26 protein-coding genes, 1 tRNA gene and 1 pseudogene are annotated in these 24,414 nt (G+C 47.7%); 20 read left to right on the forward strand and 8 right to left on the reverse strand.

Annotated elements, in window-relative coordinates; genetic code table 11:
- Positions 1-22 precede the first annotated feature (22 nt).
- From gyrB to dnaA, 6 genes are all read right to left on the reverse strand, one after another.
- Positions 23-1,933 (reverse strand): DNA topoisomerase (ATP-hydrolyzing) subunit B, encoded by a 1,911-nt coding sequence (gene gyrB, locus MHI42_RS20470; protein WP_039295729.1) that lies wholly within the window; start codon positions 1,931-1,933, stop codon positions 23-25.
- A 46-nt stretch (positions 1,934-1,979) separates the two neighbouring features.
- Positions 1,980-2,228, reverse strand: a complete 249-nt coding sequence (locus MHI42_RS20475; RefSeq protein ID WP_039295738.1) for an extracellular matrix/biofilm biosynthesis regulator RemA family protein — start codon at positions 2,226-2,228, stop codon at positions 1,980-1,982.
- A 16-nt stretch (positions 2,229-2,244) separates the two neighbouring features.
- Positions 2,245-3,363: a DNA replication/repair protein RecF gene (gene recF / locus MHI42_RS20480; protein WP_039295741.1), complete on the reverse strand. Its 1,119-nt coding sequence runs from the start codon at positions 3,361-3,363 to the stop codon at positions 2,245-2,247.
- 23 nt (positions 3,364-3,386) lie between these two features.
- Positions 3,387-3,614, reverse strand: coding sequence for a S4 domain-containing protein YaaA (yaaA, locus tag MHI42_RS20485; RefSeq protein WP_039295744.1), 228 nt, complete (start codon positions 3,612-3,614; stop codon positions 3,387-3,389).
- A 46-nt stretch (positions 3,615-3,660) separates the two neighbouring features.
- Complete coding sequence (gene dnaN / locus MHI42_RS20490; protein ID WP_039295747.1) at positions 3,661-4,803, reverse strand: DNA polymerase III subunit beta; 1,143 nt, start codon at positions 4,801-4,803, stop codon at positions 3,661-3,663.
- Positions 4,804-4,999: 196 nt separating this feature from the next.
- Positions 5,000-6,346, reverse strand: coding sequence for a chromosomal replication initiator protein DnaA (gene dnaA / locus MHI42_RS20495; protein ID WP_039295750.1), 1,347 nt, complete (start codon positions 6,344-6,346; stop codon positions 5,000-5,002).
- A gap of 742 nt (positions 6,347-7,088) precedes the next feature.
- Between dnaA and rpmH the strand changes: the two genes are divergently transcribed.
- From rpmH to MHI42_RS20555, 12 genes are all read left to right on the forward strand, one after another.
- Positions 7,089-7,223, forward strand: a complete 135-nt coding sequence (gene rpmH / locus MHI42_RS20500; RefSeq protein ID WP_039295761.1) for a 50S ribosomal protein L34 — start codon at positions 7,089-7,091, stop codon at positions 7,221-7,223.
- A 504-nt stretch (positions 7,224-7,727) separates the two neighbouring features.
- Positions 7,728-8,078 carry a ribonuclease P protein component gene (gene rnpA / locus MHI42_RS20505; protein ID WP_042140607.1) on the forward strand — a complete coding sequence of 117 codons (351 nt, stop codon included), beginning with the start codon at positions 7,728-7,730 and terminating at the stop codon, positions 8,076-8,078.
- Positions 8,079-8,164: 86 nt separating this feature from the next.
- A complete protein-coding gene (locus tag MHI42_RS20510; protein ID WP_042140606.1) occupies positions 8,165-9,112 on the forward strand; it encodes a YidC/Oxa1 family membrane protein insertase in 948 nt (315 codons plus the stop codon).
- Positions 9,109-9,843, forward strand: coding sequence for an RNA-binding cell elongation regulator Jag/EloR (gene jag, locus MHI42_RS20515; RefSeq protein WP_039295766.1), 735 nt, complete (start codon positions 9,109-9,111; stop codon positions 9,841-9,843). The genes MHI42_RS20510 and jag overlap by 4 nt, the downstream gene beginning before the upstream one ends.
- Positions 9,844-10,038: 195 nt before the next feature.
- The gene (gene mnmE, locus MHI42_RS20520; RefSeq protein WP_342420491.1) at positions 10,039-11,415 is read left to right on the forward strand and encodes a tRNA uridine-5-carboxymethylaminomethyl(34) synthesis GTPase MnmE; all 1,377 of its coding nucleotides are present in this window, start codon (positions 10,039-10,041) and stop codon (positions 11,413-11,415) included.
- A 15-nt stretch (positions 11,416-11,430) separates the two neighbouring features.
- Positions 11,431-13,317 carry a tRNA uridine-5-carboxymethylaminomethyl(34) synthesis enzyme MnmG gene (gene mnmG / locus MHI42_RS20525; protein WP_342420492.1) on the forward strand — a complete coding sequence of 629 codons (1,887 nt, stop codon included), beginning with the start codon at positions 11,431-11,433 and terminating at the stop codon, positions 13,315-13,317.
- 3 nt (positions 13,318-13,320) lie between these two features.
- A complete protein-coding gene (gene rsmG, locus MHI42_RS20530) occupies positions 13,321-14,043 on the forward strand; it encodes a 16S rRNA (guanine(527)-N(7))-methyltransferase RsmG (RefSeq protein ID WP_171717768.1) in 723 nt (240 codons plus the stop codon).
- Positions 14,044-14,549: 506 nt separating this feature from the next.
- Positions 14,550-15,365 carry a nucleoid occlusion protein gene (noc, locus tag MHI42_RS20535; RefSeq protein WP_039295780.1) on the forward strand — a complete coding sequence of 272 codons (816 nt, stop codon included), beginning with the start codon at positions 14,550-14,552 and terminating at the stop codon, positions 15,363-15,365.
- A 210-nt stretch (positions 15,366-15,575) separates the two neighbouring features.
- On the forward strand, positions 15,576-16,337 hold the full coding sequence (locus tag MHI42_RS20540; RefSeq protein ID WP_042140602.1) for an AAA family ATPase: 762 nt from the start codon (positions 15,576-15,578) through the stop codon (positions 16,335-16,337).
- Positions 16,330-17,172 carry a ParB/RepB/Spo0J family partition protein gene (locus MHI42_RS20545; protein ID WP_042140601.1) on the forward strand — a complete coding sequence of 281 codons (843 nt, stop codon included), beginning with the start codon at positions 16,330-16,332 and terminating at the stop codon, positions 17,170-17,172. The genes MHI42_RS20540 and MHI42_RS20545 overlap by 8 nt, the downstream gene beginning before the upstream one ends.
- A 93-nt stretch (positions 17,173-17,265) precedes the next feature.
- Positions 17,266-18,429: an aminotransferase class V-fold PLP-dependent enzyme gene (locus MHI42_RS20550; RefSeq protein ID WP_342420493.1), complete on the forward strand. Its 1,164-nt coding sequence runs from the start codon at positions 17,266-17,268 to the stop codon at positions 18,427-18,429.
- A gap of 120 nt (positions 18,430-18,549) precedes the next feature.
- The gene (locus tag MHI42_RS20555) at positions 18,550-19,050 is read left to right on the forward strand and encodes a DUF4446 family protein (RefSeq protein ID WP_342420494.1); all 501 of its coding nucleotides are present in this window, start codon (positions 18,550-18,552) and stop codon (positions 19,048-19,050) included.
- On the opposite strand, the gene yyaC is transcribed toward MHI42_RS20555, so the two are convergent.
- A complete protein-coding gene (gene yyaC / locus MHI42_RS20560; protein ID WP_039295795.1) occupies positions 19,022-19,630 on the reverse strand; it encodes a spore protease YyaC in 609 nt (202 codons plus the stop codon). The genes MHI42_RS20555 and yyaC overlap by 29 nt on opposite strands.
- A gap of 104 nt (positions 19,631-19,734) precedes the next feature.
- On the opposite strand from yyaC, the gene MHI42_RS20565 reads away from it, so the two are divergent.
- The 4 genes from MHI42_RS20565 (at position 19,735) to MHI42_RS20580 (ending at position 21,422) form a co-directional block, all read left to right on the forward strand.
- Complete coding sequence (locus MHI42_RS20565; protein WP_171717766.1) at positions 19,735-20,010, forward strand: putative Se/S carrier-like protein; 276 nt, start codon at positions 19,735-19,737, stop codon at positions 20,008-20,010.
- Positions 20,003-21,043 (forward strand): mechanosensitive ion channel family protein, encoded by a 1,041-nt coding sequence (locus MHI42_RS20570; protein WP_042140597.1) that lies wholly within the window; start codon positions 20,003-20,005, stop codon positions 21,041-21,043. The genes MHI42_RS20565 and MHI42_RS20570 overlap by 8 nt, the downstream gene beginning before the upstream one ends.
- Positions 21,043-21,255: a DUF951 domain-containing protein gene (locus tag MHI42_RS20575; RefSeq protein ID WP_039295799.1), complete on the forward strand. Its 213-nt coding sequence runs from the start codon at positions 21,043-21,045 to the stop codon at positions 21,253-21,255. Before MHI42_RS20570 ends, MHI42_RS20575 begins: the two co-directional genes overlap by 1 nt.
- Before the next feature lie 76 nt (positions 21,256-21,331).
- A tRNA-Ser gene (locus MHI42_RS20580) sits at positions 21,332-21,422 on the forward strand.
- 341 nt (positions 21,423-21,763) lie between these two features.
- Here the strand turns inward: MHI42_RS20580 and MHI42_RS20585 are convergent.
- Complete coding sequence (locus MHI42_RS20585; protein ID WP_039295806.1) at positions 21,764-21,961, reverse strand: YjzC family protein; 198 nt, start codon at positions 21,959-21,961, stop codon at positions 21,764-21,766.
- A gap of 220 nt (positions 21,962-22,181) precedes the next feature.
- Between MHI42_RS20585 and rpsF the strand changes: the two genes are divergently transcribed.
- From rpsF to MHI42_RS20605, 4 genes and pseudogenes are all read left to right on the forward strand, one after another.
- Complete coding sequence (gene rpsF, locus MHI42_RS20590; protein ID WP_038598251.1) at positions 22,182-22,466, forward strand: 30S ribosomal protein S6; 285 nt, start codon at positions 22,182-22,184, stop codon at positions 22,464-22,466.
- A 48-nt stretch (positions 22,467-22,514) separates the two neighbouring features.
- Positions 22,515-23,024, forward strand: coding sequence for a single-stranded DNA-binding protein (gene ssb / locus MHI42_RS20595; protein ID WP_039295814.1), 510 nt, complete (start codon positions 22,515-22,517; stop codon positions 23,022-23,024).
- 21 nt (positions 23,025-23,045) lie between these two features.
- Entirely contained in the window at positions 23,046-23,318 is a 273-nt protein-coding gene (rpsR, locus tag MHI42_RS20600) for a 30S ribosomal protein S18 (protein ID WP_036699837.1), read from the forward strand.
- Between the two features lie 342 nt (positions 23,319-23,660).
- Positions 23,661-24,025 (forward strand): annotated as a pseudogene (locus MHI42_RS20605) (VOC family protein).
- The last annotated feature ends 389 nt before the right edge of the window (positions 24,026-24,414 follow it).

Here is a 24,414-nt window from a genome sequence, read left to right on the forward strand (position 1 = left end):
GAGGTTCAAATACAGCTTGCGCTTAAATGTCGAGATTTTTGACCGATTGGGCATGCTCCTGAATGAATTCACGGCGCGGTTCAACGTTGTCACCCATCAGTGTATCGAAAATGCTGTCAGCCAGCATCGCATCCTCAATCGTTACCTGCAGCATGGTGCGGCTCTCAGGATCCATTGTAGTATCCCAAAGCTGCGCGGCATTCATCTCACCCAGACCTTTGTAGCGCTGAACGTTGACTTTGACGTTCTCACCAAAGCCGGCAATGATCTCATCGCGTTCCTTCTCGGTCTGCGCATAGCGGATGACTTTGTTGCGTTCGATCTTGAACAGCGGCGGCTGGGCAATATAGATATATCCGGCATCGACCAGCTTCCGCATGTAGCGGTAGAAGAAGGTCAGAAGCAAGGTTCTGATGTGGGCACCGTCGACATCCGCATCAGTCATAATTACAACCTTGTGGTAACGTGCCTTGGACAGATCGAAATCATCGCTGATGCTAGTTCCGAGAGCGGTAATAATCGCCCGGATTTCTGCATTGGACAAGATCCGGTCGAGCCGGGCCTTCTCTACGTTCAGAATCTTACCGCGCAGCGGCAGGATCGCCTGGAAATGACGGTCACGGCCTTGCTTGGCCGATCCCCCCGCAGAGTCACCTTCGACGATGTACAGCTCACTGATTGACGCATCCTTGGAGGAGCAGTCAGCCAGCTTGCCCGGGAGGGCACTGACCTCAAGCGCACTCTTACGGCGGGTCAGCTCACGGGCCTTGCGGGCCGCTTCGCGGGCACGGGAAGCCTGCAGCGATTTCTCCAGCACCTTGCGGGAGACAGCCGGGTTCTCTTCCAGGAATTCCTGCAGCTTCTCACCGAACAGAGATTCCACGATCCCGCGGACTTCACTGTTCCCCAGCTTGGTCTTAGTCTGGCCTTCGAACTGCGGCTCAGGAATTTTGACGGAAATAATCGCCGTCAGGCCTTCACGGACATCATCTCCGGTCAGGTTCTGGCTGCTATCCTTGATCACGCCTGCCTTGCGGGCATAGTCATTGATAATCCGCGTTAAGGCACTCTTGAAGCCGGATTCATGCGTTCCGCCCTCATGGGTATTGATATTGTTAGCGAAGGAATAGATGTTCTCTGTATAAGAATCGTTATATTGGAGAGCCACTTCAACGGCGATCATATCCCGTGAGCCTTCCACGTAGATCGGGTCCTCATGCATGGCTTCTTTTTTCTCGTTAAGATATTTCACATACTCTACAATACCACCATCATACTTAAATGTATTACTGACTCCGGTCCGTTCATCCAGCAAAGAAAGCTCAATGCCCTTGTTCAGGAAGGCAAGCTCGCGGACCCGGGTAAGCAGAGTTGCATATTCAAAAGTAGTAGTCTCGGTAAAAATCTCGGGATCCGGATGGAAGGTTGTAGTCGTTCCTGTCTCCTCAGTATCCCCGATTACCTTGATATCATATTGCGGTGCGCCGCGTCTATACTCCTGCTGGTAGACATGGCCGTCACGTTTGACTGTTACAACTACCTTCTCAGACAGTGCGTTAACTACCGAAATCCCCACGCCGTGAAGACCGCCGGAAACCTTGTAACCCCCGCCGCCAAATTTACCGCCTGCATGCAGGACAGTCATTACGACTTCAAGCGTAGATTTCTTAAGCTTTACATTCTCGCCGACAGGTATTCCCCGGCCGTTATCAATAACAGTCACACTGTTATCTTCATGAATTTTCACTTGAATCCGGTCGCAAAAACCTGCCAGCGCCTCATCGATACTATTATCGACAACCTCCCAGACCAAATGATGCAGACCTTTGGCGCTAGTGGAGCCAATGTACATGCCGGGACGTTTCCGAACCGCTTCCAGCCCTTCCAGTACCTGAATCTGGCTCTCATCATATGTCGGTTGATTCATTGACATGCCTTCACCTACTTCTTTCAGATTATCTCCTGTAACTACCGAAACATTATATTTCTAACAAGATTTTGGCTCTTTTTTTGAGAGTGGAGGAGGAGATAGGGGAGTAGTAGACAGTATTCTTGGTGACGACAATAGACTTCGCTTCCTCTTCACCAATGCGCTCCAGCTTCTTATCCTGCTGGGAATGAGTCATAAATTGCTTCGACACCTTGGAGGACTTCTCAATCGATATATCAAATATAGCAATCAACTCTGAGGATCGAATAATTTTCTCTCCGCCCAAATGAATATACATGGTCTTCCTCCGCTCTTTATAGCTCCACTGTGCCGCCGTGCACATGATACAGGCTTGCGCCTTTTAATTTATCGGCATTCAGTCCCTCTACACCGGTGGCGGTGATGAAGGTCTGTACCTTGCTTTGAAAGGTTTCGATAAGCTGGGTCTGACGATAGGGATCAAGTTCGGACAAAACATCATCAAGAAGCAGCACAGGATACTCTCCGATCTCCTCATGGATCAGTTCAATTTCCGCCAGCTTGAGCGATAAAGCTGCCGTACGTTGCTGTCCCTGGGAACCGTAGACCTGAGCTTCTCTTCCGTTGATAAAAAAGGACAGGTCATCCCTATGGGGACCCGTCAGCGTCATGCCGCGCCTGATTTCCTGATCTCTTGTTTGTGATAACTTTAACATAAATTTGTCCAATAAGACAGCTTCATCTTCCTCTTCACGCTCACCGAAAGAGGGGACATAGAGCAGTTTGAGCTCTTCTCCGCCGTTTGTAATGCCGCGATGGATGCTTTCTGCCCATATCTGCAGCTTCTTTATGAATTGTTTCCTTTTTTTGACGATTTTAACACCATGCTCTATAAGTTGCGCATCCCATATCTCCAGAAGCTCCTTGCCGGCAGCTTCTTTTCCCCATAGCTGCTTCAGCAGATTCCCTCTTTGGAGCAGCACCTTCTGGTATTGCTGCAGGTGAAACAGGTAGCTGGGCTGGACCTGGCCAATCTCCATGTCAAGGAACCGGCGCCTGATGCCCGGGGTGCCTTTGACAATCTCGAGATCCTCCGGAGCAAACATCACCACATTCAGTGAACCTACGAATTCACTAAGCCGGCGCTGCTCCAGTCCGTTAATTCTGGCTTTTTTGCCTTGGGGTGACAGGGTAAGCTCCAGCTTAAGATCACCGTATTTGCGCTCCACTTCGGCCACAATCTGTGCGGAACCTGCAGGAGCATCGAAGGATATGAGTTCCTTGTCCTTGGAGGTACGGTGGCTTTTGGTCATCGCCAGGACGAACAAAGCCTCCATGAGATTTGTTTTGCCTTGGGCGTTCTGACCGAGAATGAGGTTCACATCACCCAGGCTCTCCAGACGCAGCAGCCCATAGTTGCGGTAATACTGCAGACCGATATTTTTGACAAACAAGACCCTGTGCCTCCTTGGGTGTACTACTCTTTGACTCCGCCGCCTTCAACCTCGAATACGCCGTTATCCTGTACCTCTATCTTATCACCCGGGTAGAGCTTTCTGCCACGCCGTTCTTCTTTCTCCCCGTTCACTTGTACGTGCCCTTCCTGCAGCAGCGCTTTGGCCATGCCACCTGTGGAAACACAATCCGCCAGCTTCAAAAACTGGTCCAGCTTGATATATCCACTGTGGATAACTATTTTTTTCATCTTTTTTGTCCTTTCCACCACTTATCCACAGGCCATGGACAGGGCATTAATTAGTTGTGCGGTAAGGCAGAATGACGTACAGGCTGCGGCTCTCGTCGAGCGGTCTGAGAATAATCGGACTCATCATGCCGGTGAAGGCAATCACGAGCTGCTCACTCTCCACAACCTTCAGCACATCGAGCATATATTTGGAGTTGAAGGAGATCCGCAAAGGCTCACCTTTGAAATCAATTACTTCAAGTTCTTCCCGGACCTTACCCAGCTCTGATGAGCTGGAAGAAATCTCTACGTCGCCATTCTCAAGAGTCTGCATCCGGACGATGTTCGTTTTTTCTTCACGGGATAGCAAATAAGCGCGGTCAATCGATTCGCTGAGTTTTTTTGTATCAAGAGTTAGTTCTGTTTTGTAGGTGGTTGGAATAATTCTAGAAGTATCCGGATAAATTCCGTCCAGGATCCGCGAATAGAACAGCACTTTGTCGATTTTGAAGAGGACCTGGTTATCCGCAACGACAATATCCACCAGCATATTCTGATCCGGGATAATTTTGCTGAGCTCGTTCAGCGTTTTGCCGGCAATAACAATATTCGCAAACTGAACATTCTCTGTACCTTCCAGATGTGCTGCTCTTGTTGCCAGACGGTGGCGGTCGGTAGCCGTGAACTTGAACTCGTTATCGGCAAGATTCCAGAGAATACCCGTCAGAATTGGTGTTGTCTCTTGGGTAGAGATGGAGAACGCGGTTTGTTTAATCATATTCTTCAGCAAATCGCCTGGCATTGAGATGGTTTCATTCTCCTCAATGCTTGGCAGAACAGGGAATTCTTCAGGGTCCAGGCCAACAATCTGAATCTCCGTAGATCCGGAAGAGATATAGGTTTGAAAGCCCTCTTTGACTTCCATGTGAATTTCTTTGGAGGGAAGCTTCTTGATGATCTCGACAAAGAACTTGGCTGGAAGCACTACGCTGCCGGGCTGTTCCACTTTTACGATCGTATGGCTGTCATTCTCGGCAGGGATGAAGGATTGAATTGAGATATCCGTGTCGCTTGCCGTCAATGTTACTCCCTGGTGGCTAACCTCAAGCTTTATTCCGGTCAAAATAGGGATGGTTGTTCTGCTCGAGATCGCCTTGGAGACATGGCCTATAGATTCGTTGAGTTCATTTTTGAGAATGCTGATTTTCATGATTTCACTCCTAGCTGAAAAATTGGGAAATGGGTGTACGTTTGACCTCTTTGAAACCTGCTCTTAGAAGATGAATTATTATAGTTATTTAATAGTATTAGTAGTAGGGGCTCCGTTTATGTGGATAAGTCGCTAAACAGCATAAAATTAAGCCTACCCACATGTGTATAGATTGTGTATAGGCTCTTTGTTCCTCTTAGGAAGGATTTTTAATTTTCTCCGCAAGATTATTTACCACTTTATAGAGCTCCTGGTCCACCTTTAATTGCTGCGTAATCTTCTCATGGGCATGGATAACTGTCGTATGATCGCGCCCTCCGAAGGCTTCACCGATCTTGGGAAGCGAATAATCCGTTAATTCACGGGAGAGATACATGGCAATCTGCCTTGGAAAAGCAACAGCCTTCGTGCGTTTCCGCGCTTTGAAATCCTCCATGCGCAAATTGTAGTATTCGCCGACTTTTTGCTGAATATCATTCATGGTGATCATCTTCGGCCGGCTGGAGGGAATGATATCCTTCAGCGCTTCAGCTGCCAGATGCGTAGTCACATCCTGATTAGTCAGTGATGAATAGGCTACAACGCGGATCAGTGCACCCTCCAGCTCGCGGATATTCGTGTCGATCTGATTGGCGATATACATCATCGCTTCGTTCGGGATATCCAGGTTCTCCGCCTTGGCCTTCTTACGGAGAATCGCAATCCGTGTCTCCAGATCCGGAGGCTGAATATCGGTGATAAGTCCCCATTCAAACCGGGAACGCAGCCGTTCTTCCAGTGTGGGAATCTCCTTGGGAGGCCGGTCGCTTGAGATGATAATTTGCTTGCGTTCTTCATGAAGAGCATTGAACGTATGGAAAAATTCCTCCTGCGTTGACTCTTTGCCGGCCAGGAATTGAATATCGTCAATCAGCAAAATGTCAACACTGCGGTATTTGTTACGGAAGCTTTCGCCGCGGTTGTCACGGATGGAGTTGATGAATTCATTCGTAAACTTCTCGGACGAGATGTAGATAACCTTATTGTTAGGGTTATGCTCCAGCACATAGTGCCCGATGGCATGCATCAAGTGAGTCTTCCCGAGACCCACGCCTCCGTACAAAAACAAAGGATTGTAAGCTTTGGCGGGCGCTTCGGCTACAGCCAGTGAGGCTGCATGCGCAAAACGGTTGCCCGAACCGATCACGAACGTATCAAAAGTGTATTTGGGATTGAGCAAATGCGTCTGTGCTTCTTCGCGTGAAACTGCGGGAGTGGTCGCCATTTGTTGAACTATTGGCTCAGAGGGTTTGTTCTCTTCAATTACAAATTTGACGTCAACCTGTTGTCCGGTGACCTCATAAACCGTTGCTCCTACCAGTTTGGTGTAGCGACTTTCCAGCCATTCTACGGCAAAAGTTGTAGGCGCCGAGATAATAAGAGCCTGGTGGCTAAACGTTAAGGCCTTGGTAGCCTTAAACCAGGTATCAAAGCTCGGCTTGCTTAGTTTGGTTTGAATAATCGATAAAATTTGCTGCCATAATTCGGAAGTATGGCTGTCCACAGACTGTCACTCCTTTAAATCTTCCAAATGTGGCATCAGCCATGAAGTGGAAATGTCGAAGAAAATGGGTTGTTGCTGAATCTTATCCCCAATATGCAATATCAAGAGACAAAAAAATATGGATAAATTTGAATTGTTCACAACTTTATCCACAGCTTGTTGATAATATAGAGAACAAACAAATCTATTCACATTCAAAAGTAATACCATCATAGCAAAACCCCCCTTGTTTTTCAATGAGCCACGCTATTTTATCCACAAATTCAATCACTTGTGTATAATTTTTAGGAACACCACTACATATTGTTGATAAATTGTTTACCGTTCGACAGTTTCCGTCATGGCTTCGATATTTTTATACACAGGTTGTGCTCAGTTGTGAGCAGTCGACTATTTTTTTTGATCACAGGTGGATAACTATAATCTCCTGTGGATTACTTTTTGAGACAAAAGGGCTGTGGATAAGACGCGGAGGCCGAATTTTGGAGGGACGGAAGCAAACTGGGGATAGATAGACAGCAGCTGCTGAAGAGACCTGTGGAGAAATAAAAAAGAGGGAGGAAGGGGACAAGGTTGACTTTTGCCTTGATTATGTGTTTAAATATATAAAGGTGTTTTCTGTGAGGATATGTCTCCAAATTTAATTGATAATACTTGTAGATACTGTCCCTACTCTAAGGACGGCTTAGTCCGTTTCTGCTTATATGACAGTAATTAAGTTCCTGTAAGGGAGGTGCAATACATGAGACCGACGTTCAGACCGAATGTGAGCAAACGCAAAAAGGTGCATGGTTTCCGCAAAAGAATGAGCACGAAAAACGGCCGCAAAGTGCTGGCAGCCCGCCGCTTGAAAGGCAGAAAAGTTTTGAGTGCGTAAGTTAGGCCACTTAAGGACCACTGCGGTGGTCCTTTTTTACAAGATGAGAATTCAATGGGGTCCCCATAAAGTACCTGAGTAATCATCGAAGCAAAGCCCCACTTTGTGGGGTTATTTTACATGGGATCCCCGCAAAGTTACGGATCACGCTTCACTACAGAGCCGCACTTTGCGGGGCTTTTTTTGATTGTTATATAAGGAAGGAAGAGGATGCCCGGCATTTTTCCCTTCTATATATAGCGCAGAATTGGATGCATCTCCTCAGAGCGGGAGGACCACTGTTATTCTGCAGCTGCAACAATAAAAGTTTGGCTCTGCAGAGGATGATAGCGCTACTGCGGGGCTTTTTTTGAAAGATGAAATTGTATACGCTTTGCATCATGAAGGAGCCTTATCTTTCCGCTGAAACAGATGCCGTTTATGGCATCCCCTGAATGACTATACTAATTAGAAGATGAAATTCCGGAGCTTACGCGAAATCCGGTATTTGAATAGGAGAGTCCCGTGCACAAAAGTCTACGATTACGAAACCGTGCCGACTTCAGCCGCGTATACCGCCATGGGAAGTCATTTGCGAATCATCAATATGTGGTGTACTGGTTTCCCAGAAAAGAGGTGGAGCGTTTCCGCGTAGGTATATCTGTCAGCAAGAAGGTTGGAAACGCCGTGGTACGCAACCGGATGAGGCGTCTGGTAAAGGAAATTGTCCGTCACCATGAGCCGGAAATTATCGGGGGTCTGGACATCGTGTTCATCGTAAGAAAAGGAGCTCTCTCCAAGGATTACGGCGAGCTCGAGAAAAGCGTGCTGCATGTGCTTCGCAAAGCCAAGCTGCTCAAGGCTTTGCACAAGTAAGAGGGGCACAGGGGGCTTGTTTATTTGTATCCATAATTATGTTATGATTTACGGTGCAATGGAATGTTTATGAGAGGGGTTTTGAAGTGTCTCTAATGAAGACTAAGCGAGGAAAAATGTTTCTTCTCCTCGGGTTAATGGTTCTAATGATTGCTGTTCTGTCGGGGTGTTCTCCGTCTGGGGCGGCATCAGTGACGCACACTACGGAAGATTTGAAAAATGGAGGCTTCTGGCAAAGTAATGTCGTCTATTATTTCGCCATTGCACTGGATACTTTCGCGAAGTGGTTTAATGGTCAGTACGGATTAGCCGTACTTGTAATGGTTATCATTGTGCGTACGTTAATTTTGCCGCTTACCATGAAACAGGTTAAGAGTTCACGTGCGATGCAGGCCATTCAACCGGAACTTGAGAAGATTAAGAAAAAATATAAAGATGAGCCCGAAAAGGTACAGCAGGAAACGATGCGCCTGTTCCAGGAGAACAAGGTAAATCCGATGGCAGGCTGTCTGCCGCTGATCGTGCAGATGCCGATCTTCATCGCCCTGTACAACTCGATCTATTACAACCCGGATCTTAGATTGCATGACTTCCTGTGGCTGCAGCTCGGCAAGCCCGATCACCTGTTCATTCTGCCGCTTCTTGCCGCTGCTACGACATTCATTCAGACCCGTATGATGACCAAAATGAACCCGGTACAACAGCAGGGTCCAATGCAGTTCATGATGATGGTATACCCGGTTCTAATTTTCATCATGTCCTACAACTTCCCGTCTGCGCTTCCGCTGTACTGGTTCTATAGCAATCTGTACACCATTATTCAGAACTACTTCTTGTACCGCAACAACGATAAACATAAAGCGGCTATTGCAGCTGCAAGTGCCACCGCTAACGCTACTGCGGGTAACGGCAAAGCCAAAGAAGTGAATTTGACGAAGAGCAAGAACAGCAACAATAACGCCCGCAAAGATGTTACTCCTGCTGCAAAAGGCAATAGCAGCAAAGGGAAGAAGGGGGTCAAAAAGTCAAAATGAGCAAAGTCGTCGCGACAGGGAAAACCATTGAAGAAGCTGTAGAACGGGGACTTAACCAGCTTGGAGTTCAGAAGGACCGGGTAACGGTCAACGTACTTGAACAGCCGTCAAAAGGATTCCTTGGATTGATCGGTGCGAAGGGAGCCAAGGTAGAATTGACCTTGATCTCTGAAGCCGCACCGGCATCAGCGGCGAGTGCTCCGCTACTGTCTCAGCAGTCAACAAGAGAGAGCAAACCAGAGGCGATCAGCGGCGTACCGCGCCAGGATTCCGGACAACCGGTGGAGGAAGCTTACCAACAGGCCGTTCATTTCATTGTGGATGTCGCCAAGAGCATGGGGCTCGAGGTGGAAGTTGAAATCGTTCATACCAAGGAATCAACTGTTCTGCAAATATCCGGTCCGGATCTCGGGCTGCTGATCGGCAGAAGAGGACAAACTCTCGATGCTCTGCAGTATTTGGCTAATATTGTTGCCAACCGCTATTCCGACAGCTTCATCCGCCTTGTGCTGGATGCGGAGAACTTCCGTGAACGCCGCAAGAAGACGCTTGAGGAATTGGCGGACCGGCTCGCGGGACGTGTAGTCCGGACCCGTAAAGAGGTTGTCCTGGAACCCATGTCCCCGCAGGAACGCAAGATTATTCATTCCAGATTACAAGATCACCGGCAGGTAAACACGCTTAGCAAGGGTGAAGAACCGAACCGCCGCGTCGTTATAACATTGAAGTAGATCTATATGCCGCAATGACTCCTTGACCTATGCGAGGAGTCATTGTTTTTTTGAAATATAACAATTTATATGGTTCGCGAAATATATTACCCTTATATTTCCCGCTGAAACGTATGCCGTCCTTTGAAGGACGGCTTAACCGTTTCCACTTGAAGAGACAAATAAGAAAAGATCAAGCCAGAGGTGAATAACAACATGCTTAGTGATACTATTGCTGCTGTATCGACGGCTCTGGGCGAGGGCGGAATTGCCATCATCCGGGTTAGCGGACCGCAGGCTATCAGCCAGGTTGCTCCATTGTTCAAAAGCCGTATCCCCCTTACGGAAGCTGAATCCCATACTGTGCATTATGGACATATTGTAAGTCCGCTGGATGGGGAGCGGATGGAAGAAGTGCTGGTTACGGTCATGAAGGGACCGCGTTCTTTTACAACGGAAGATGTAGTGGAGATCAGTGCCCATGGCGGCGTAATCTCTGTAAGAAGAGTGATGGACCTGCTGCTGCAGCAGGATATCCGGCTGGCTGAGCCGGGGGAATTCACCAAACGTGCTTTTCTGGGCGGGCGGATTGATCTTTCCCAGGCGGAAGCTGTAATCGATCTGATTCGTTCCAAGTCGGACCGTGCCTTCTCGGTTGCGCTTAAGCAGGTTAGCGGTTCTCTATCCGCACGGATTCATGAGCTTCGGCACACTCTTATTGAGATGCTGGCTCATATTGAAGTGAACATTGATTATCCGGAACATGATGTGGAATCCTTAACAGCCGATTTCATCAAGGACAAGAGTCAAGAGGTTATGGAAGGCATTAACAAGCTGCTTCGTACAGCTAATGAAGGAAAGATTCTGCGCGAAGGGATTACAACAGCAATTGTAGGCCGGCCCAATGTCGGCAAATCCTCCCTGCTTAACGCACTTGCCCGCGACAACAAGGCGATTGTAACCGATATTCCGGGAACAACGCGTGATGTAATAGAAGAGTATGTAACGATTAATAATATCCCGCTGAAGCTGCTGGACACTGCCGGTATCCGTGAAACGATGGATGTGGTAGAAAGAATCGGTGTGGAACGTTCGAAGGCGGCTTTTAGTGATGCGGATCTGATTCTTCTGGTGCTGAATGCCAATGATGAGCTGCATGAGGATGAACTGGCACTTATGGAACAAATCCACGGTAGACAAGCCTTGGTCATCATGAATAAAATGGACTTACCGTCCCGTCTGGATACGGATAAGCTGCGCTCCTTTTTTGACGAGTCGAGCATTGTACCGATGTCTGTGCTGGAAGAGGAAGGACTGGATAAACTGGAAGAGGCGATCTCGGCACTCTTTTTCGGAGGCAAGCTGGAGTCAGGTGATTTAACTTACGTAAGTAATGTAAGACATATTGCCCTGCTGAAGAAGGCGCATAAATCACTTCAGGATGCCTACGAAGCTGCGGAGATGCTTATTCCTATAGATATGATACAGATTGATGTGCGTCTGGCTTGGGAGCAGCTCGGTGAGATTGTTGGAGATACGGCTGCGGATTCTCTGTTGGATCAGATTTTCTCGCAGTTCTGCTTAGGCAAATAAAAGGAGGGAACAGTTATGAATTATGATGGAGGCAGCTATGATGTTGTCGTCATAGGCGCCGGACATGCCGGCTGTGAAGCGGCTCTGGCTGCTGCACGGATGGGCTGCCGCACACTGATGATCACGATTAACCTGGATATGGTGGCCTTCATGCCATGTAATCCATCCATTGGCGGACCCGCCAAGGGCCATGTAGTGCGTGAAATTGATGCGCTGGGCGGGGAAATGGGCCGCAATATAGATAAGACTTTCATTCAGCTGCGGATGCTTAATACCGGGAAAGGACCTGCTGTCCATGCACTTCGTGCACAGGCAGACAAGTTCCTTTATCAGCATGCGATGAAGGAAACGATGGAAAAGACACCTAACCTGACCCTGCGCCAGGGTATGGTGGAAGAACTGATTGTTGAGGACGGCCGCTGCACCGGGGTCATTACGAAGACCGGAACCGTATATCACAGCAAAACTGTTATCCTGACGACTGGAACCTATCTGCGCGGCAAAGTAATTATGGGTGAACTGACTTATGAGAGCGGGCCAAACAATCAGCAGCCGTCCGTACGGTTGTCGGAGAATTTGCGTGAGCTTGGATTCGATCTTGTCCGCTTTAAGACAGGAACTCCGCCGCGTGTGCATAGGGATACGATTGATTTCTCCAAGACAGAAATCCAGCCGGGCGACGATAAACCGAAATTCTTCTCTTTTGAAACCAAGTCATCAGATAATGAACAGCTGCCTTGCTGGCTGACTTACACATCACCCGTCACACATCAGATTATTAATGACAACCTGCACCGGGCACCGATGTTTACCGGAATTATTGAAGGAACAGGTCCTCGCTATTGTCCATCAATCGAAGATAAGGTCGTGCGTTTCAGCGATAAATCGCAGCATCAAATCTTCCTTGAACCTGAAGGCAAAAACACATCGGAATACTATGTACAAGGTCTGTCCACAAGTCTCCCTGAGGATGTACAACTGGCAGTGCTGCGTTCCATTCCCGGTTTGGAAAAGGTTGAAATGATGCGTAACGGCTATGCCATTGAATATGATGCGATGGTTCCAACACAGCTCTGGCCGTCCCTTGAAACCAAACGGTTGCCGGGACTGTTCACAGCCGGACAAATCAATGGCACCTCCGGTTATGAGGAAGCTGCAGGGCAGGGTGTAATTGCAGGCATTAACGCAGCGCGTAAAGTACAGGAGAAGGAGCCCGTGGTGCTTGACCGGTCCCAAGGTTACATCGGTGTTCTGATTGATGATCTGGTCACCAAGGGAACCAATGAACCTTATCGTCTGCTGACTTCGCGTGCGGAATACCGCCTGCTGCTCCGTCATGATAATGCGGACCTGCGCCTGACTCCAATCGGTTATGAAATCGGACTTATTCCAGAGCAACGGTATGAGGCATTCCTTGATAAAAAAGGACGGGTGGACCGTGAAATCATCCGCCTGCAGGAAACGAAGGTTAAACCTGTTCAGGTGAATGAGGCCCTTGCTGGTTATGAATCGGCACCTATTGTTGACGGAAGCAATCTGCTGACCTTAATGCGCCGTCCGGAGCTTACTTACAGCTTCGTAGATATGATATCACCTGCTCCGGAAGAGCTGGACGAAGATATGAAGGAACAGGTTGAAATTCAGATTAAGTATGCCGGATATATTGAGAAACAGCTCCAGCATGTTGAGAAGCTGCAGAAGATGGAGAAGAAGAAGATTCCTGATGATATCAACTACAATGAGATTCATGGACTTGCGATGGAAGCCCGGCAAAAGCTGACCAAAATTGCACCCATCTCCATTGGCCAGGCTTCGCGCATCGGAGGAGTAACACCGGCGGATATCTCGATTTTGCTGGTACATTTGGAGCATTATAACCGTGTGACAGCGGCGAAAGGATAATCTATGGATAATACGGCAGCCCAGTTCACCGCTCTGCTCAAAGAGCGCGGACTACAGCTCTCAACGAAGCAATTAGAACAATTCGAACTATACTTCCAGGAATTGATTTCCTGGAATGAAAAGATGAACCTTACAGGTATTACGGAAAGAAGTCAGGTGTATACGAAGCATTTCTACGACTCTCTATCTCTGGCTTTCTATCTGAATATGGATGAAACCAAGAGTCTTGCTGATATCGGATCGGGTGCAGGGTTTCCTGGAATCCCGCTGAAGATTTGTTTCCCGCATCTGAAGCTGACAATTGTAGACTCACTCAGCAAACGGATCTCCTTTTTGCAGCATGTATGTGACACCTTGGGCCTGACTGGTGTACAACTGATCCACGGACGTGCAGAGGATGTCGCCAGACAGTTTGTCCACCGTGATGCTTATGATGTGGTGACTGCACGTGCAGTTGCCCGCCTATCTCTTTTGAATGAATTTTGTCTTCCGTTCACACGTAAGGATGGAATCTTCGCCGCAATGAAGGGGAGCGACCCGGCTGAGGAATTGGCAGAAGCCAAACGCAGCTTCAAGGAACTTCGTGCTGAGCTGCAGAAGGTAGAATCCTTCAGCTTGCCTGTAGAAGAATCCGCCCGGCATATTATTCTCGTGCGTAAGACTGGGGCAACACCGGCAAAGTATCCGCGTAAGCCAGGCGTACCAGCAAAGTCGCCCCTTGTATAATTGTTTCACGTGAAACAATCAAAATCATATTTGCGAAAAAAGATCAAGCTCATGCAGAATGAGCTTGATCTTTTTTAATGAGATTTGTGATAGATGCCCAAGCATCAACGGCATTTTCACCAGTGCCGTAACATATTACCTCAAGACTGGCCCCTATGGAGTTTATTTGTGAATAAGAGGACCCGGGGGGACCTTTAGGCAGGAAAAATAGGTCTATATGGAGAATAGGATTATGAGCAGAAAAGTGATAGAATACTAGAGTAGACTTTTTATAGAGAAGACTCGTCTGCTACTCTGTTACTACCCTGGTTGCAGAGAACCGAAGGTCAGAAATATGGCCAGGCTGTTCTTGAATTAAAGAGCTGATCAGCGATCTGATTCATTCTTTAATTGTAAGGAAAGCGACTATGAATAGGATAGATGCTTTTCTCACGCTGTACGATAAGCTTTTCGTAAGAAAGGTTAGAAGGATCGTACTATAACGAAATTAGGTGGTTATGAACGGAATGAAAGAACAATTCACCAAGCTTTTTGGATTTACCGAGCGGAGCAGCGGAGAAGAGATCAAACAAATCCCGGTTCATGAGGTCATCAGCAGTCCATATCAACCACGGACGATTTTTGATGATGACAAGATAGATGAGCTATGCCAGACTATCAAAACTCATGGAGTTATCCAGCCGATCGTTGTGCGTATGCGTGATTCCCAGTATGAAATCATTGCCGGTGAAAGACGCTGGCGGGCGGTCAAAAAGCTGGGCATGGAGACTATTCCAGCTCTTGTACGCGAATTCAATGATTCACAAGCAGCTTCAATTGCATTGATAGAGAATTTGCAGCGTGAGGGTCTGACCTCTATTGAAGAGGCAATCGCCTATCAGAAGCTGATTGATCTGCATCAATTGACGCAAGAGAGTCTGGCCCAAAGGCTTGGTAAAAGCCAGTCAACGATTGCCAACAAAATTCGCTTGCTGAATTTACCGGAGGCAGTCAAAGTTGCACTGATGGAAAGAAAGATCACTGAGCGTCATGCGCGTTCGCTTTTGTCTCTGGACAGTGAAGAGATGCAGATGAAGGTGCTGGCTGAGATTATCTCCAAAGAGCTCAATGTGAAGCAAACAGAAGCACGTATTGCATTCTATAAAGCCGTTACACAGACTAAGAAATCAAAACGGGTATCCTATACAAAAGATGTTCGTCTCGCCCTTAATACAATACGCCAATCCATAGACATGGTGTCCGGTTCGGGGATGGAAATCAAGACCTCCGAGAATGACCGTGGCGATCATTATGAGATTGTTATTCAAATCCCAAAAAGATAAATGGTTTCAAAAGCTGAAGGCGGCCCTGAGGTGATTGGCCGCCTTTTCTATGACTAGCTCCAGACGTTATCACACATACACTTTATGGATAAGTTAATGTATATTTGTCTACACTTCCCGCACATGTGATGCCGTAGTATACAAATCATTATGCCAATACAACTCATGACCTTACAAGATGATTCTTTCTAACAATTCGAGGTGAAATAAGTGTCCAAGATTATTGCCATAGCAAATCAAAAAGGCGGGGTCGGTAAAACAACAACCTCTGTAAACCTGGGTGCCGGCATGGCTACTTTAGGGAAAAGAGTGCTGCTTGTTGATATTGATCCGCAAGGCAACACTACGAGCGGCGTTGGCGTCAACAAAGCGGATGTAGCAAATTGCATTTATGATATTCTTATTAATGAAGCAAACCCGCAGGAAACGATATTGGAGACCCAAATCGAAGGCCTTCATATCATACCGGCGACTATTCAATTAGCGGGTGCGGAAATTGAATTAGTCTCTACCATATCCAGAGAACTAAAGCTGAAGAAGGCTCTAAATGCGGTCAAGGCGAATTATGATTACATCATCATCGATTGCCCTCCATCATTGGGCATTCTTACCATTAACTCTCTGACAGCAGCGGATTCAGTCATTATACCGATTCAATGTGAATACTACGCGCTTGAAGGGCTAAGCCAACTGCTTAACACCGTAAGACTGGTGCAGAAGAATCTTAACCCTCACCTTAAGATAGAGGGGGTACTGCTCACTATGCTTGATGCCCGGACCAATCTGGGGATTCAGGTGATTGAAGAAGTGAAAAAGTACTTCCAGGAAAAGGTATATAGAACCATTATTCCGCGTAATGTCCGCCTGAGTGAAGCTCCTTCACACGGACAATCCATTATTACTTATGATTCCCGTTCCAAAGGAGCGGAAGTGTATTTAGAGTTGGCAAAGGAAGTGATTTCTTATGAGTAAGCGCCTAGGCAAAGGCTTGGATGCTTTAATACCTTCTTTATCCATTAACGAGGATGACAAGGTTGTAGAAATACCCTTGTCACAGTTAAGAGCCAATCCGTATCAGCCGCGTAAAGATTTCAACGAAGAAGCTATTCAGGAGCTGGCTGAATCTATCAGACAGCACGGGGTCATTCAGCCAATCATTGTCCGCAGTGTATTGAAGGGTTATGAGATCATTGCCGGTGAACGCCGGTTCCGTGCATCCCAGTATTGCGGCAAAGCAACGATCCCTGCGGTAGTCCGCAGCTTAAGCGACCAGCAGGTTATGGAGATTGCCCTGATTGAAAACCTGCAGCGTGAGAATCTAAACGCAATGGAGATTGCGGTTGCATATCAAGGGCTAATGGATCAATTTGCTCTTACCCAAGAAGAGCTATCACTGAAGGTGGGGAAGTCCAGATCCCATATTGCCAACTTCCTGCGGCTGCTTAGTCTGCCGGAGGAAGTGAAGGATTATGTTTCACGTGGAACAATTTCTATGGGTCATGCCCGGGCAATTGTAGCGCTGAAAGATCCGGAGACGATAAAGCAATTAGCCGAACAGTGTGTGGAACAGCAGTGGAGTGTGAGAGAATTGGAAGAGGTAGTGAAAAACCTCGACCGCAAACCTGCGAATGGGATCAAAGCTAAGGTGGTCAAACGCGATCCTTATATTGATAACGTTGAGGAAGTATTGCGGGAACGGTTCAAAACAACCGTTAAGATCAAGCAAGGTAAGGAAAAAGGTAAAATAGAATTAAATTATTACAGTGCCCAAGACCTGGAAAGACTGCTGGAGTTGCTCGGGAACTAATTTGGATATTTGTGCCGAAAACATATCCTGAGATATCCCTAAAACGGATATGGAGGGATATGTTTTTTAAACGGAAAATAGTGAGGTGAAGAGATGGAGAGACTGGTTTATCTGGATCATGCAGCAACCTCGTGGCCTAAGCCGCCTGCAGTGGCTGCTGCAATGGTGGATGCTCTGGAGCATTCAGGGGCAAATGCCGGACGCGGTAACCACTCGCTGGCGATAGGTACAGGACGCGTGCTGGTGCGGGCACGGGCTTTGCTGGCTCAACTGTTCGCTGTCTCCAATGCTCAGAATATTGCCTTTACCCATAACACAACCATGGGGCTAAATATGGCTATTAAGGGTACACTTCAACCAGGGGATCATGTGATTTCAACGATGGCAGAACATAACTCTGTACGCAGACCCTTAGAGTATTTGCGCCGGACAATAGGTATTGAAGTGGATTATTTACAGGTGGATGGTGAGGGGCAGGTTGATCTGCTAGAACTTCAAAATTCGTTCCGCCACAATACCAGAATGGTGGTTTGTAATCACAGCTCCAATCTGCTCGGGAGTATACTTCCTCTTGGGATTATCGGCGATATAGTCAAATCACACGGAGCTGTATTTCTGGTGGATGCTGCTCAGAGTGCGGGCTCACTAGATATAAATGTGCCGGAAATGAATATCGATCTGCTGGCTTTTCCGGGGCACAAAGGGTTGTTAGGACCTCAAGGGACCGGGGGGTTGTATATATCACCACACTTAGATCTGGAGCCTCTGATGCACGGCGGAACAGGCAGCCAGTCGGAAAATAGTGATCAGCCCATGGTGCGGCCTGACCGCTATGAAGCGGGCACTCAGAACGCTGTTGGTGTAGCCGGGCTGCTGGCGGGTGTGAAGGAAATACTGGCCATGGGAACGGAACGGATTCATATGCAGGAATGGGAGCTGACGCAGAGGCTGATTGAAGGCTTGGCCGTCATCCCGGGGATTAGGATTCTCGGCCCTGGCCTGGGCATTCAGCGCAGTGGAATTGTAGCGTTTGTAGTGGAGGGACAAGAGTCAGCGGATATTGCCCATCGCCTGGACCGTGAATATAACATTGCAGTGCGTGCAGGCATGCATTGTACGCCTCTGGCCCATAAAGCCGCAGACACTTTGGAGAGTGGAGCGGTGAGGGCGAGTGTTGGTGTAAGCTCGACAGAAGAGGATGTTAACAGATTGCTGGATGCGATGGCCGAAATGTATGGTGCTTCACGAACAAGATAACAAGTGGACATGGCTTTGGCGTCCTTGTTAAAGGACGGTACCGTTCGGCGGGAAATAGAAGGATAAGCTATCATGTGAAACCTGATGAATTTTTATATTTAGACAAAGGATGGTCCATATATGTCGGAATTAAATGAAGTAATAAGTGAACAGCTGTCGGTGTTCATTATGGGTTTTGCAGTGATAATTATTCTGCTGGCAATTGTTCTAATTATTCAAGGTGCCAAGATCCGCAAGATGCGGCGCAGATACGAAGCGATGATGACCGGGAACGGCATTGAGGATCTGGAGAGCCTGCTGGTAAACCTGAAGAACCAGGGAGATATGCTGGAGGATAGTCAGCGTGAGCATAAGGCGATGATTGAAGCCGCACAAGCCAAAATGCGGGGGATGAAGTCCAAGGTAGCCATGAAACGCTATAATGCCTTTGGAGAGCGCGGCAATGATCTGAGCTTCTCGCTTGCCATTCTGGATGACAACCATAGCGGAATTGTGCTGAGCAGTCTGCACAACCGCGAGAACTCATATATATACTCCAAACCGCTTGAAAAGGGAGAGTCGCAGTATCCCCTGTCTCCAGAGGAGAAGGAAGTTATTGCTCTCGCGCTGCAGCAGATCTAGCATGAAGGTTCCATTGCTTAAGTGCGGAGTATAGGCTGGAAGCAATGATATCGGATAATCTCATTACAAGGCTTAATCTCGTATTCTGCAGTACAAAATACTCCATGAAGCCGCCGACATTCACAATGCCTGTCAAATGGATATCGCCTACTGGCGGGAGTTGCTTGTTGACCCCTGCTCCCGGCCGGAGGGGGCCGTCTACGACCTGGATGCAGCCAACGCTTGTTGACTGGCCCAGACAGGCATCAATTCCGATGATGAACGGGTTAGGGTGCTTCTGATAAATGAGGGAGAGAGTCTCCTCCAGGTTAACAGCATGAACTGGCTCGTCCAGCGTTCCGTAGAGATGGAATAAGGGGCTATGGAAGCGGGCAAGCGCAGTGCCGACCAGCGGTCCAAGTGAATCACCGGTAGAGCGGTCTGTGCCTACACAGACAATAACAATTGGTGTATCTGTACGTGTGCGTGAAAAGTGGAAAAGAAGCCGATGAGTAATCGCAGAATAGATATCGGGATCAGCATGTGATATTTTTAAACAGGATGGTTCTTGCAGGGATGAAGCTTTAGAAGAGAAATTCATATGATCTTCCTTTCTGTTCTGATGATCCTAGTATATGGATGAAAGTGGCTTTTTATACTATGGCGGCAATAGATAGGACGAATAGCCCAGAGGAGGCGCGGAGTGTGGAGGATGAACTGCTAATAGCCTTTGATTCGACCCAGCAGGCGCTGCGCGCTGAGATGCTGCTGGAATATGCGGAGATTGAAATTGATATATTTCCTACACCCAAGGAGATTACAGCCGGTTGCGCCATGTCGATCCAATTCTACCGGAATGCATTGGAAGAGGTGCGGGTCATTGTGGCGGAGCAGAATGTAGAGATACGCGGGATCTTTGCCAAATCAAGTGATGGTATTGGATATGTGGAGGTTGTGAAGAAGGAGGAGCTAGATGAATAACTGGATGCTGGAAGTGACAACACCGAGCGAGGCAGTCGAAGAAGCGGTCCGCTTTAAGGATAGAATATGGGAATGGATAACCAATGCAGATATGTGGGCTACCGTGCTGTTTTCCGGGGTGCAGATTCTTCTGCTTTTTCTTGTGACCCGGGTGATTATTAAGGTAGTCTCGGGTGTTATCGACCGTTCCCTGGAGAGGGAGACGCGGGGAAGGCGCTTAGCGAATAACCGCCGATTCTCAACAGTAGGCGGACTTATGAAAAATGTGGTTGCCTTCATCTGTAATTTTGTCATGATTATGATGATTCTGTCTGTATTCCAATTCGATCTGAAACCGCTGCTGGCCGGGGCCGGAGTTGTGGGGCTGGCGATAGGGTTCGGCGCACAAAGTTTGGTCAAAGATGTAATTACCGGTTTCTTCATCATCTTCGAGGATCAATTTGCAGTAGGCGATGTCATCCAGAGTGGAACCTATAAAGGTACGGTAGAAATGATTGGCCTGAGAACGACCCGGCTGCTGAGTGCGACAGGGGAAGTGCATATCATACCGAATGGCACGATTGTAAACGTTACGAATTATTCGCTGGCTAATGCCCTGGCGGTGGTGGATGTGCCTGTCAAAATAGAGCGGGGTTTAGAAGCAACACTTGCACTGATTGGAGAAGCGCTTAAGGGGATAGAGGAACGGAACCCCAGTGTAATTGACTATCCCAATGTGCTGGGTATTCAGTCGATGAGTACTTCGGAGTATGTAATCCGGGTGGCGGCTAATTGCATGCCTAACGCCAGAGATTCCGCAGAGCGGCAGATTCAGAGTGATATTAAGCAGGCCCTGGAGCAGCAAAGCGCTTTGGAAGCAGCCAAGGCAGAGCAGGAGGCTCGTGTGCAGGCAGACAGGGAGGCAAGGGAGGCTGAAGCGGCTCAAGAGGAGGAACTCTCTGAAAGCGCCCGTAGAGCCCGTGAGGAGCAGCAGGCAAGTCCGAGAAGACAGATAGCTGCTGCGCAAGAGGGAGAGGAAGGGGAAGAAGAATAATGGAACGCAAAGTATTCGGGCTGGGTGATATTGTACAGATGAAGAAGCCGCATCCCTGCGGAACGAACGAGATGGAGATTATCCGTATGGGAATGGATATCCGGATTAAATGTACCGGCTGTCAGCATAGCGTCCTAATCCCCCGTGCTAAATTCGAAAAAAACATGAAGAAGGTTCTTCATTCTGCTGAGAGCGGAGCCGAAAACAATTAAGCTTGCAGCAGAGGGAAAGCGCTAGTGCAAATAGCTTGCAATTGTAACTTTGGCATGATACAATAATTCTTGCTGCGGAGAGGTACCCAAGAGGCCCAAGGGGGCTGACTCGAAATCAGTTAGGCGTGTCACAGCGTGCGTGGGTTCGAATCCCACCCTCTCCGCCACTTCAGCATTATATACATTAACAACTATCCCTTCGTTCAGGTGACGAAGGTTTTTTTATTTCTGCATGAAGACATACAAAAAGAGAGACCTGCAAAGGTCTCTCTCCAGAGGCAGTACATCAATGATGTTTGGAAATCTCTGTCTGTAGCCGCTAAAGTGAAACAGGTTGTGCCAGGCTGCTTTTTTTAGGAACGGCCTTTACTCTCCCCGGGTTACAATAGTTGCTGATTCAGAATCCCTGTGATTGTGTTCGTCTACGACGTTCAACGGAACCACACCTCTCTTTTGTACTGCCTGAGTATAGTATGTGCAGCCGGACAGGTTTTATACATGCGATTAATTAATGCACGCGTGCTTTCTCGACTTTTTTCCACTTGCGGTTCTGATTGGAGGTCTCAGGAAACGTGTCACCCTTCTCCATTTCAATCCGCTTGGGATTCTGGATCTCGGTATGGAAGCTGCGCGCTTCGCCTACTTCTGTATAAACCCCCGGATTGGGGGCTTTATCGCCCTTTTCGTACTCTGTTTTCTCGCCCATAGTATGATAAGCCTCCTTCTGTAAAGTGGTGGAGCGGTTATATTGTGGCCTTGCAGAGACATCTTCATGTAATTAATATCGGTCCATGATCTGGTGCGTATGAATAAAGCTTGCATTCATCAGTGGGATTTGGTATATTGATTTGGTGCGAGTCTATGTTTGTGCTCGTTCCTTGCTCCTGACGTGATCAGGGGCCTCAGACCATAAGGAGGTGAAAATTATGCGCAAATATGAAGTCATGTACATTATTCGTCCTGACATTGAACAAGAAGCCGTTCAAGCAGCAGTCGAAAAATTCCAAGGCATCATCTCCAACGGCGGAGAAATTACAAAGCACGATGTGCAAGGTAAACGCCGTCTTGCGTATGAGATCAAGAAATTCCGTGATGGCGTTTATGTTTTGGTTAACTTCAATGCAGAACCTGCAGTAGTTACCGAATTGGAACGTCTCATGAAGATTTCCGACGAAGTAATTCGTTATCTCATTACGAACGACGTTGCCTAAGATATTGACAAGCTTTGTAACGAATCGCGCTATAAGGAGGGGATTGAATTGTTGAACCGTATCATTCTGATCGGTCGGTTGACCCGTGACCCGGAACTTCGTTATACTCCCGCTGGTGTTGCCGTAACGCAGTTTACGCTTGCCGTAGACCGCAACTTTACGGGCCAGAACGGTGAACGCGAAGCGGACTTTATCCCGGTAGTAACCTGGAGACAGCTGGCTGAGACCTGTGCCAATTACTTGCGCAAAGGACGACTGGCAGCCGTAGAAGGACGCATCCAAGTACGGAATTACGAGAATAATGAAGGTAAACGTGTATACGTCACTGAAGTTATTGCTGATAATGTCCGATTCCTGGAATCCTCGCAGAACCGTGAAGGCGGAAATGCACCAAGTGGTGGAAGTACTCCCGAAGAGCCTGCCTTTGGTGGCGGCGGTAACGGCGGTAACAGTGCACGCGGAAATAACAACAATTTCTCGCGTAACAACAATACTCAAGATCCTTTTTCAGGCGATGGAAAACCGATCGATATATCGGACGATGATTTGCCATTTTAATAAGGAAGGACTGAACTGAACATGGCTTTTAAACCAAGAGAAGGCGCGGACAACGACAAAAGACCGGCACGTCGTGGTGGACGCAACAAGCGTAAAAAAGTGTGCTACTTCACTGTGAACAAGATTACTCACATTGACTATAAAGACACTGAGCTTCTTAAGAAGTTCATCAGCGAACGCGGAAAGATTTTGCCGCGTCGTGTAACTGGTACAAGTGCAAAATACCAACGCGCTCTGACCATTGCTGTAAAACGCTCGCGTCAAATCGCGCTGCTGCCTTACACAACGGAATAGGACGTTTTATGAAGCAGCCGGCTTAGCCGGCTGCTTTTTTGCATGCATACAAAAGAATTACCGCGGGCAAAAACTGAATAACAGGGGCAGAATACTAGCTATATAGATTGAACTTGAAAATTTACTAAAAGGGAAAAGTGGCGGAGGAGTATTTTGGAACCGTAGGAGCGCCAGCGTCCGCCTTTGTCTGCGGATCGCGAACAGCGGGTTAAATTCAAGAAATCTGCAGACGGGCAGCGGCCGGAGGGCCGAACATTCTCTGGAGTCACGGCAATCCCAAAATAGAAAAAATACAAGTTCAATCTGTATATGCCATTTAAATAAAACTTGGAGGAATGAACAATGATCAGTGCAAGTCCTTACATCATTATTGAGCACGTGCAGGAGTCTGTGGAGTACTACAAGAGCGTTTTTGACGGAGAGATCAAGGTTCTGAATGAACATAATGGCATGCTGAGCTGCATTTGGGGCAGTCACTGATTCATTTCTCCGATGATTACGGCAAAGGTGCCAAGACAGAGAATGTAAGTGCTATTCTGGGGCTGGACAACGAAGATGAGATGCGGGCGATTTATGAGAAACTGAGCTCAGAGGGCGGGCAGGTCAAGGTGGAGCTGCAAAAAACCTTCTTCGGCGCACTTCATGGACAGGTTACCGACGTTAAAAACGGAATTACATGGGTAATGAATTGCTTTGCCGGCAATTGACAACCGGATTCCAGATGTAGTAAATTACAGGTATCCTATAACTAAAGGGGAAATTTTGATGTTGGTGAGCGTTCTTAACTAAGCAACTTCATATCATTCCGGCAGTAAGCCGCAGCGTGCTCCAATCATTTCCAGGAGCATGTCTTGTTAGACTATGTCCAGGTGGCATGTCTGATTAGCCGCGGACTGTAAGAATGAATGATTTAGTTAAGAACACACGCGAAGCGTCATGATGGCCTCTTTACGGCTATTATTCTCTTTGTGATTAACCGTGCTCTTTGCAGCACGGTTTTTTCTGTTTTCAGGAGCTTTTCATCCAGCGGGTGGGGCCAGTACCTGAAGCCAAAGAGGAGAATAGCATTCAAAAGAGGGCGAAGACTGCCGCAGTG

It is taken from the genome of Paenibacillus sp. FSL E2-0178 (assembly GCF_038593005.1).
Taxonomy (GTDB): Bacteria; Bacillota; Bacilli; order Paenibacillales; family Paenibacillaceae; genus Paenibacillus_AQ; species Paenibacillus_AQ phytohabitans.

What these genes read in the sequence shown, in the direction of transcription:
- noc (WP_039295780.1), top strand. Translation starts at nt 14,550, where the DNA reads ATGAAAGAACAATTCACCAAGCTTTTTGGATTTACCGAGCGGAGCAGC.
- MHI42_RS20545 (WP_042140601.1), top strand. Translation starts at nt 16,330, where the DNA reads ATGAGTAAGCGCCTAGGCAAAGGCTTGGATGCTTTAATACCTTCTTTA.
- gyrB (WP_039295729.1), bottom strand. Translation starts at nt 1,933, where the DNA reads ATGTCAATGAATCAACCGACATATGATGAGAGCCAGATTCAGGTACTG.
- rpmH (WP_039295761.1), top strand. Translation starts at nt 7,089, where the DNA reads ATGAGACCGACGTTCAGACCGAATGTGAGCAAACGCAAAAAGGTGCAT.
- MHI42_RS20555 (WP_342420494.1), top strand. Translation starts at nt 18,550, where the DNA reads ATGTCGGAATTAAATGAAGTAATAAGTGAACAGCTGTCGGTGTTCATT.
- MHI42_RS20575 (WP_039295799.1), top strand. Translation starts at nt 21,043, where the DNA reads ATGGAACGCAAAGTATTCGGGCTGGGTGATATTGTACAGATGAAGAAG.
- dnaN (WP_039295747.1), bottom strand. Translation starts at nt 4,803, where the DNA reads ATGAAAATCAGCATTCTCAAAAATGAACTCAACGAATCTATAGGCCAT.
- MHI42_RS20475 (WP_039295738.1), bottom strand. Translation starts at nt 2,228, where the DNA reads ATGTATATTCATTTGGGCGGAGAGAAAATTATTCGATCCTCAGAGTTG.
- mnmG (WP_342420492.1), top strand. Translation starts at nt 11,431, where the DNA reads ATGAATTATGATGGAGGCAGCTATGATGTTGTCGTCATAGGCGCCGGA.
- rpsF (WP_038598251.1), top strand. Translation starts at nt 22,182, where the DNA reads ATGCGCAAATATGAAGTCATGTACATTATTCGTCCTGACATTGAACAA.
- yyaC (WP_039295795.1), bottom strand. Translation starts at nt 19,630, where the DNA reads ATGAATTTCTCTTCTAAAGCTTCATCCCTGCAAGAACCATCCTGTTTA.
- MHI42_RS20570 (WP_042140597.1), top strand. Translation starts at nt 20,003, where the DNA reads ATGAATAACTGGATGCTGGAAGTGACAACACCGAGCGAGGCAGTCGAA.
- yaaA (WP_039295744.1), bottom strand. Translation starts at nt 3,614, where the DNA reads ATGAAAAAAATAGTTATCCACAGTGGATATATCAAGCTGGACCAGTTT.
- MHI42_RS20585 (WP_039295806.1), bottom strand. Translation starts at nt 21,961, where the DNA reads ATGGGCGAGAAAACAGAGTACGAAAAGGGCGATAAAGCCCCCAATCCG.
- mnmE (WP_342420491.1), top strand. Translation starts at nt 10,039, where the DNA reads ATGCTTAGTGATACTATTGCTGCTGTATCGACGGCTCTGGGCGAGGGC.
- jag (WP_039295766.1), top strand. Translation starts at nt 9,109, where the DNA reads ATGAGCAAAGTCGTCGCGACAGGGAAAACCATTGAAGAAGCTGTAGAA.
- MHI42_RS20550 (WP_342420493.1), top strand. Translation starts at nt 17,266, where the DNA reads ATGGAGAGACTGGTTTATCTGGATCATGCAGCAACCTCGTGGCCTAAG.
- rpsR (WP_036699837.1), top strand. Translation starts at nt 23,046, where the DNA reads ATGGCTTTTAAACCAAGAGAAGGCGCGGACAACGACAAAAGACCGGCA.
- rsmG (WP_171717768.1), top strand. Translation starts at nt 13,321, where the DNA reads ATGGATAATACGGCAGCCCAGTTCACCGCTCTGCTCAAAGAGCGCGGA.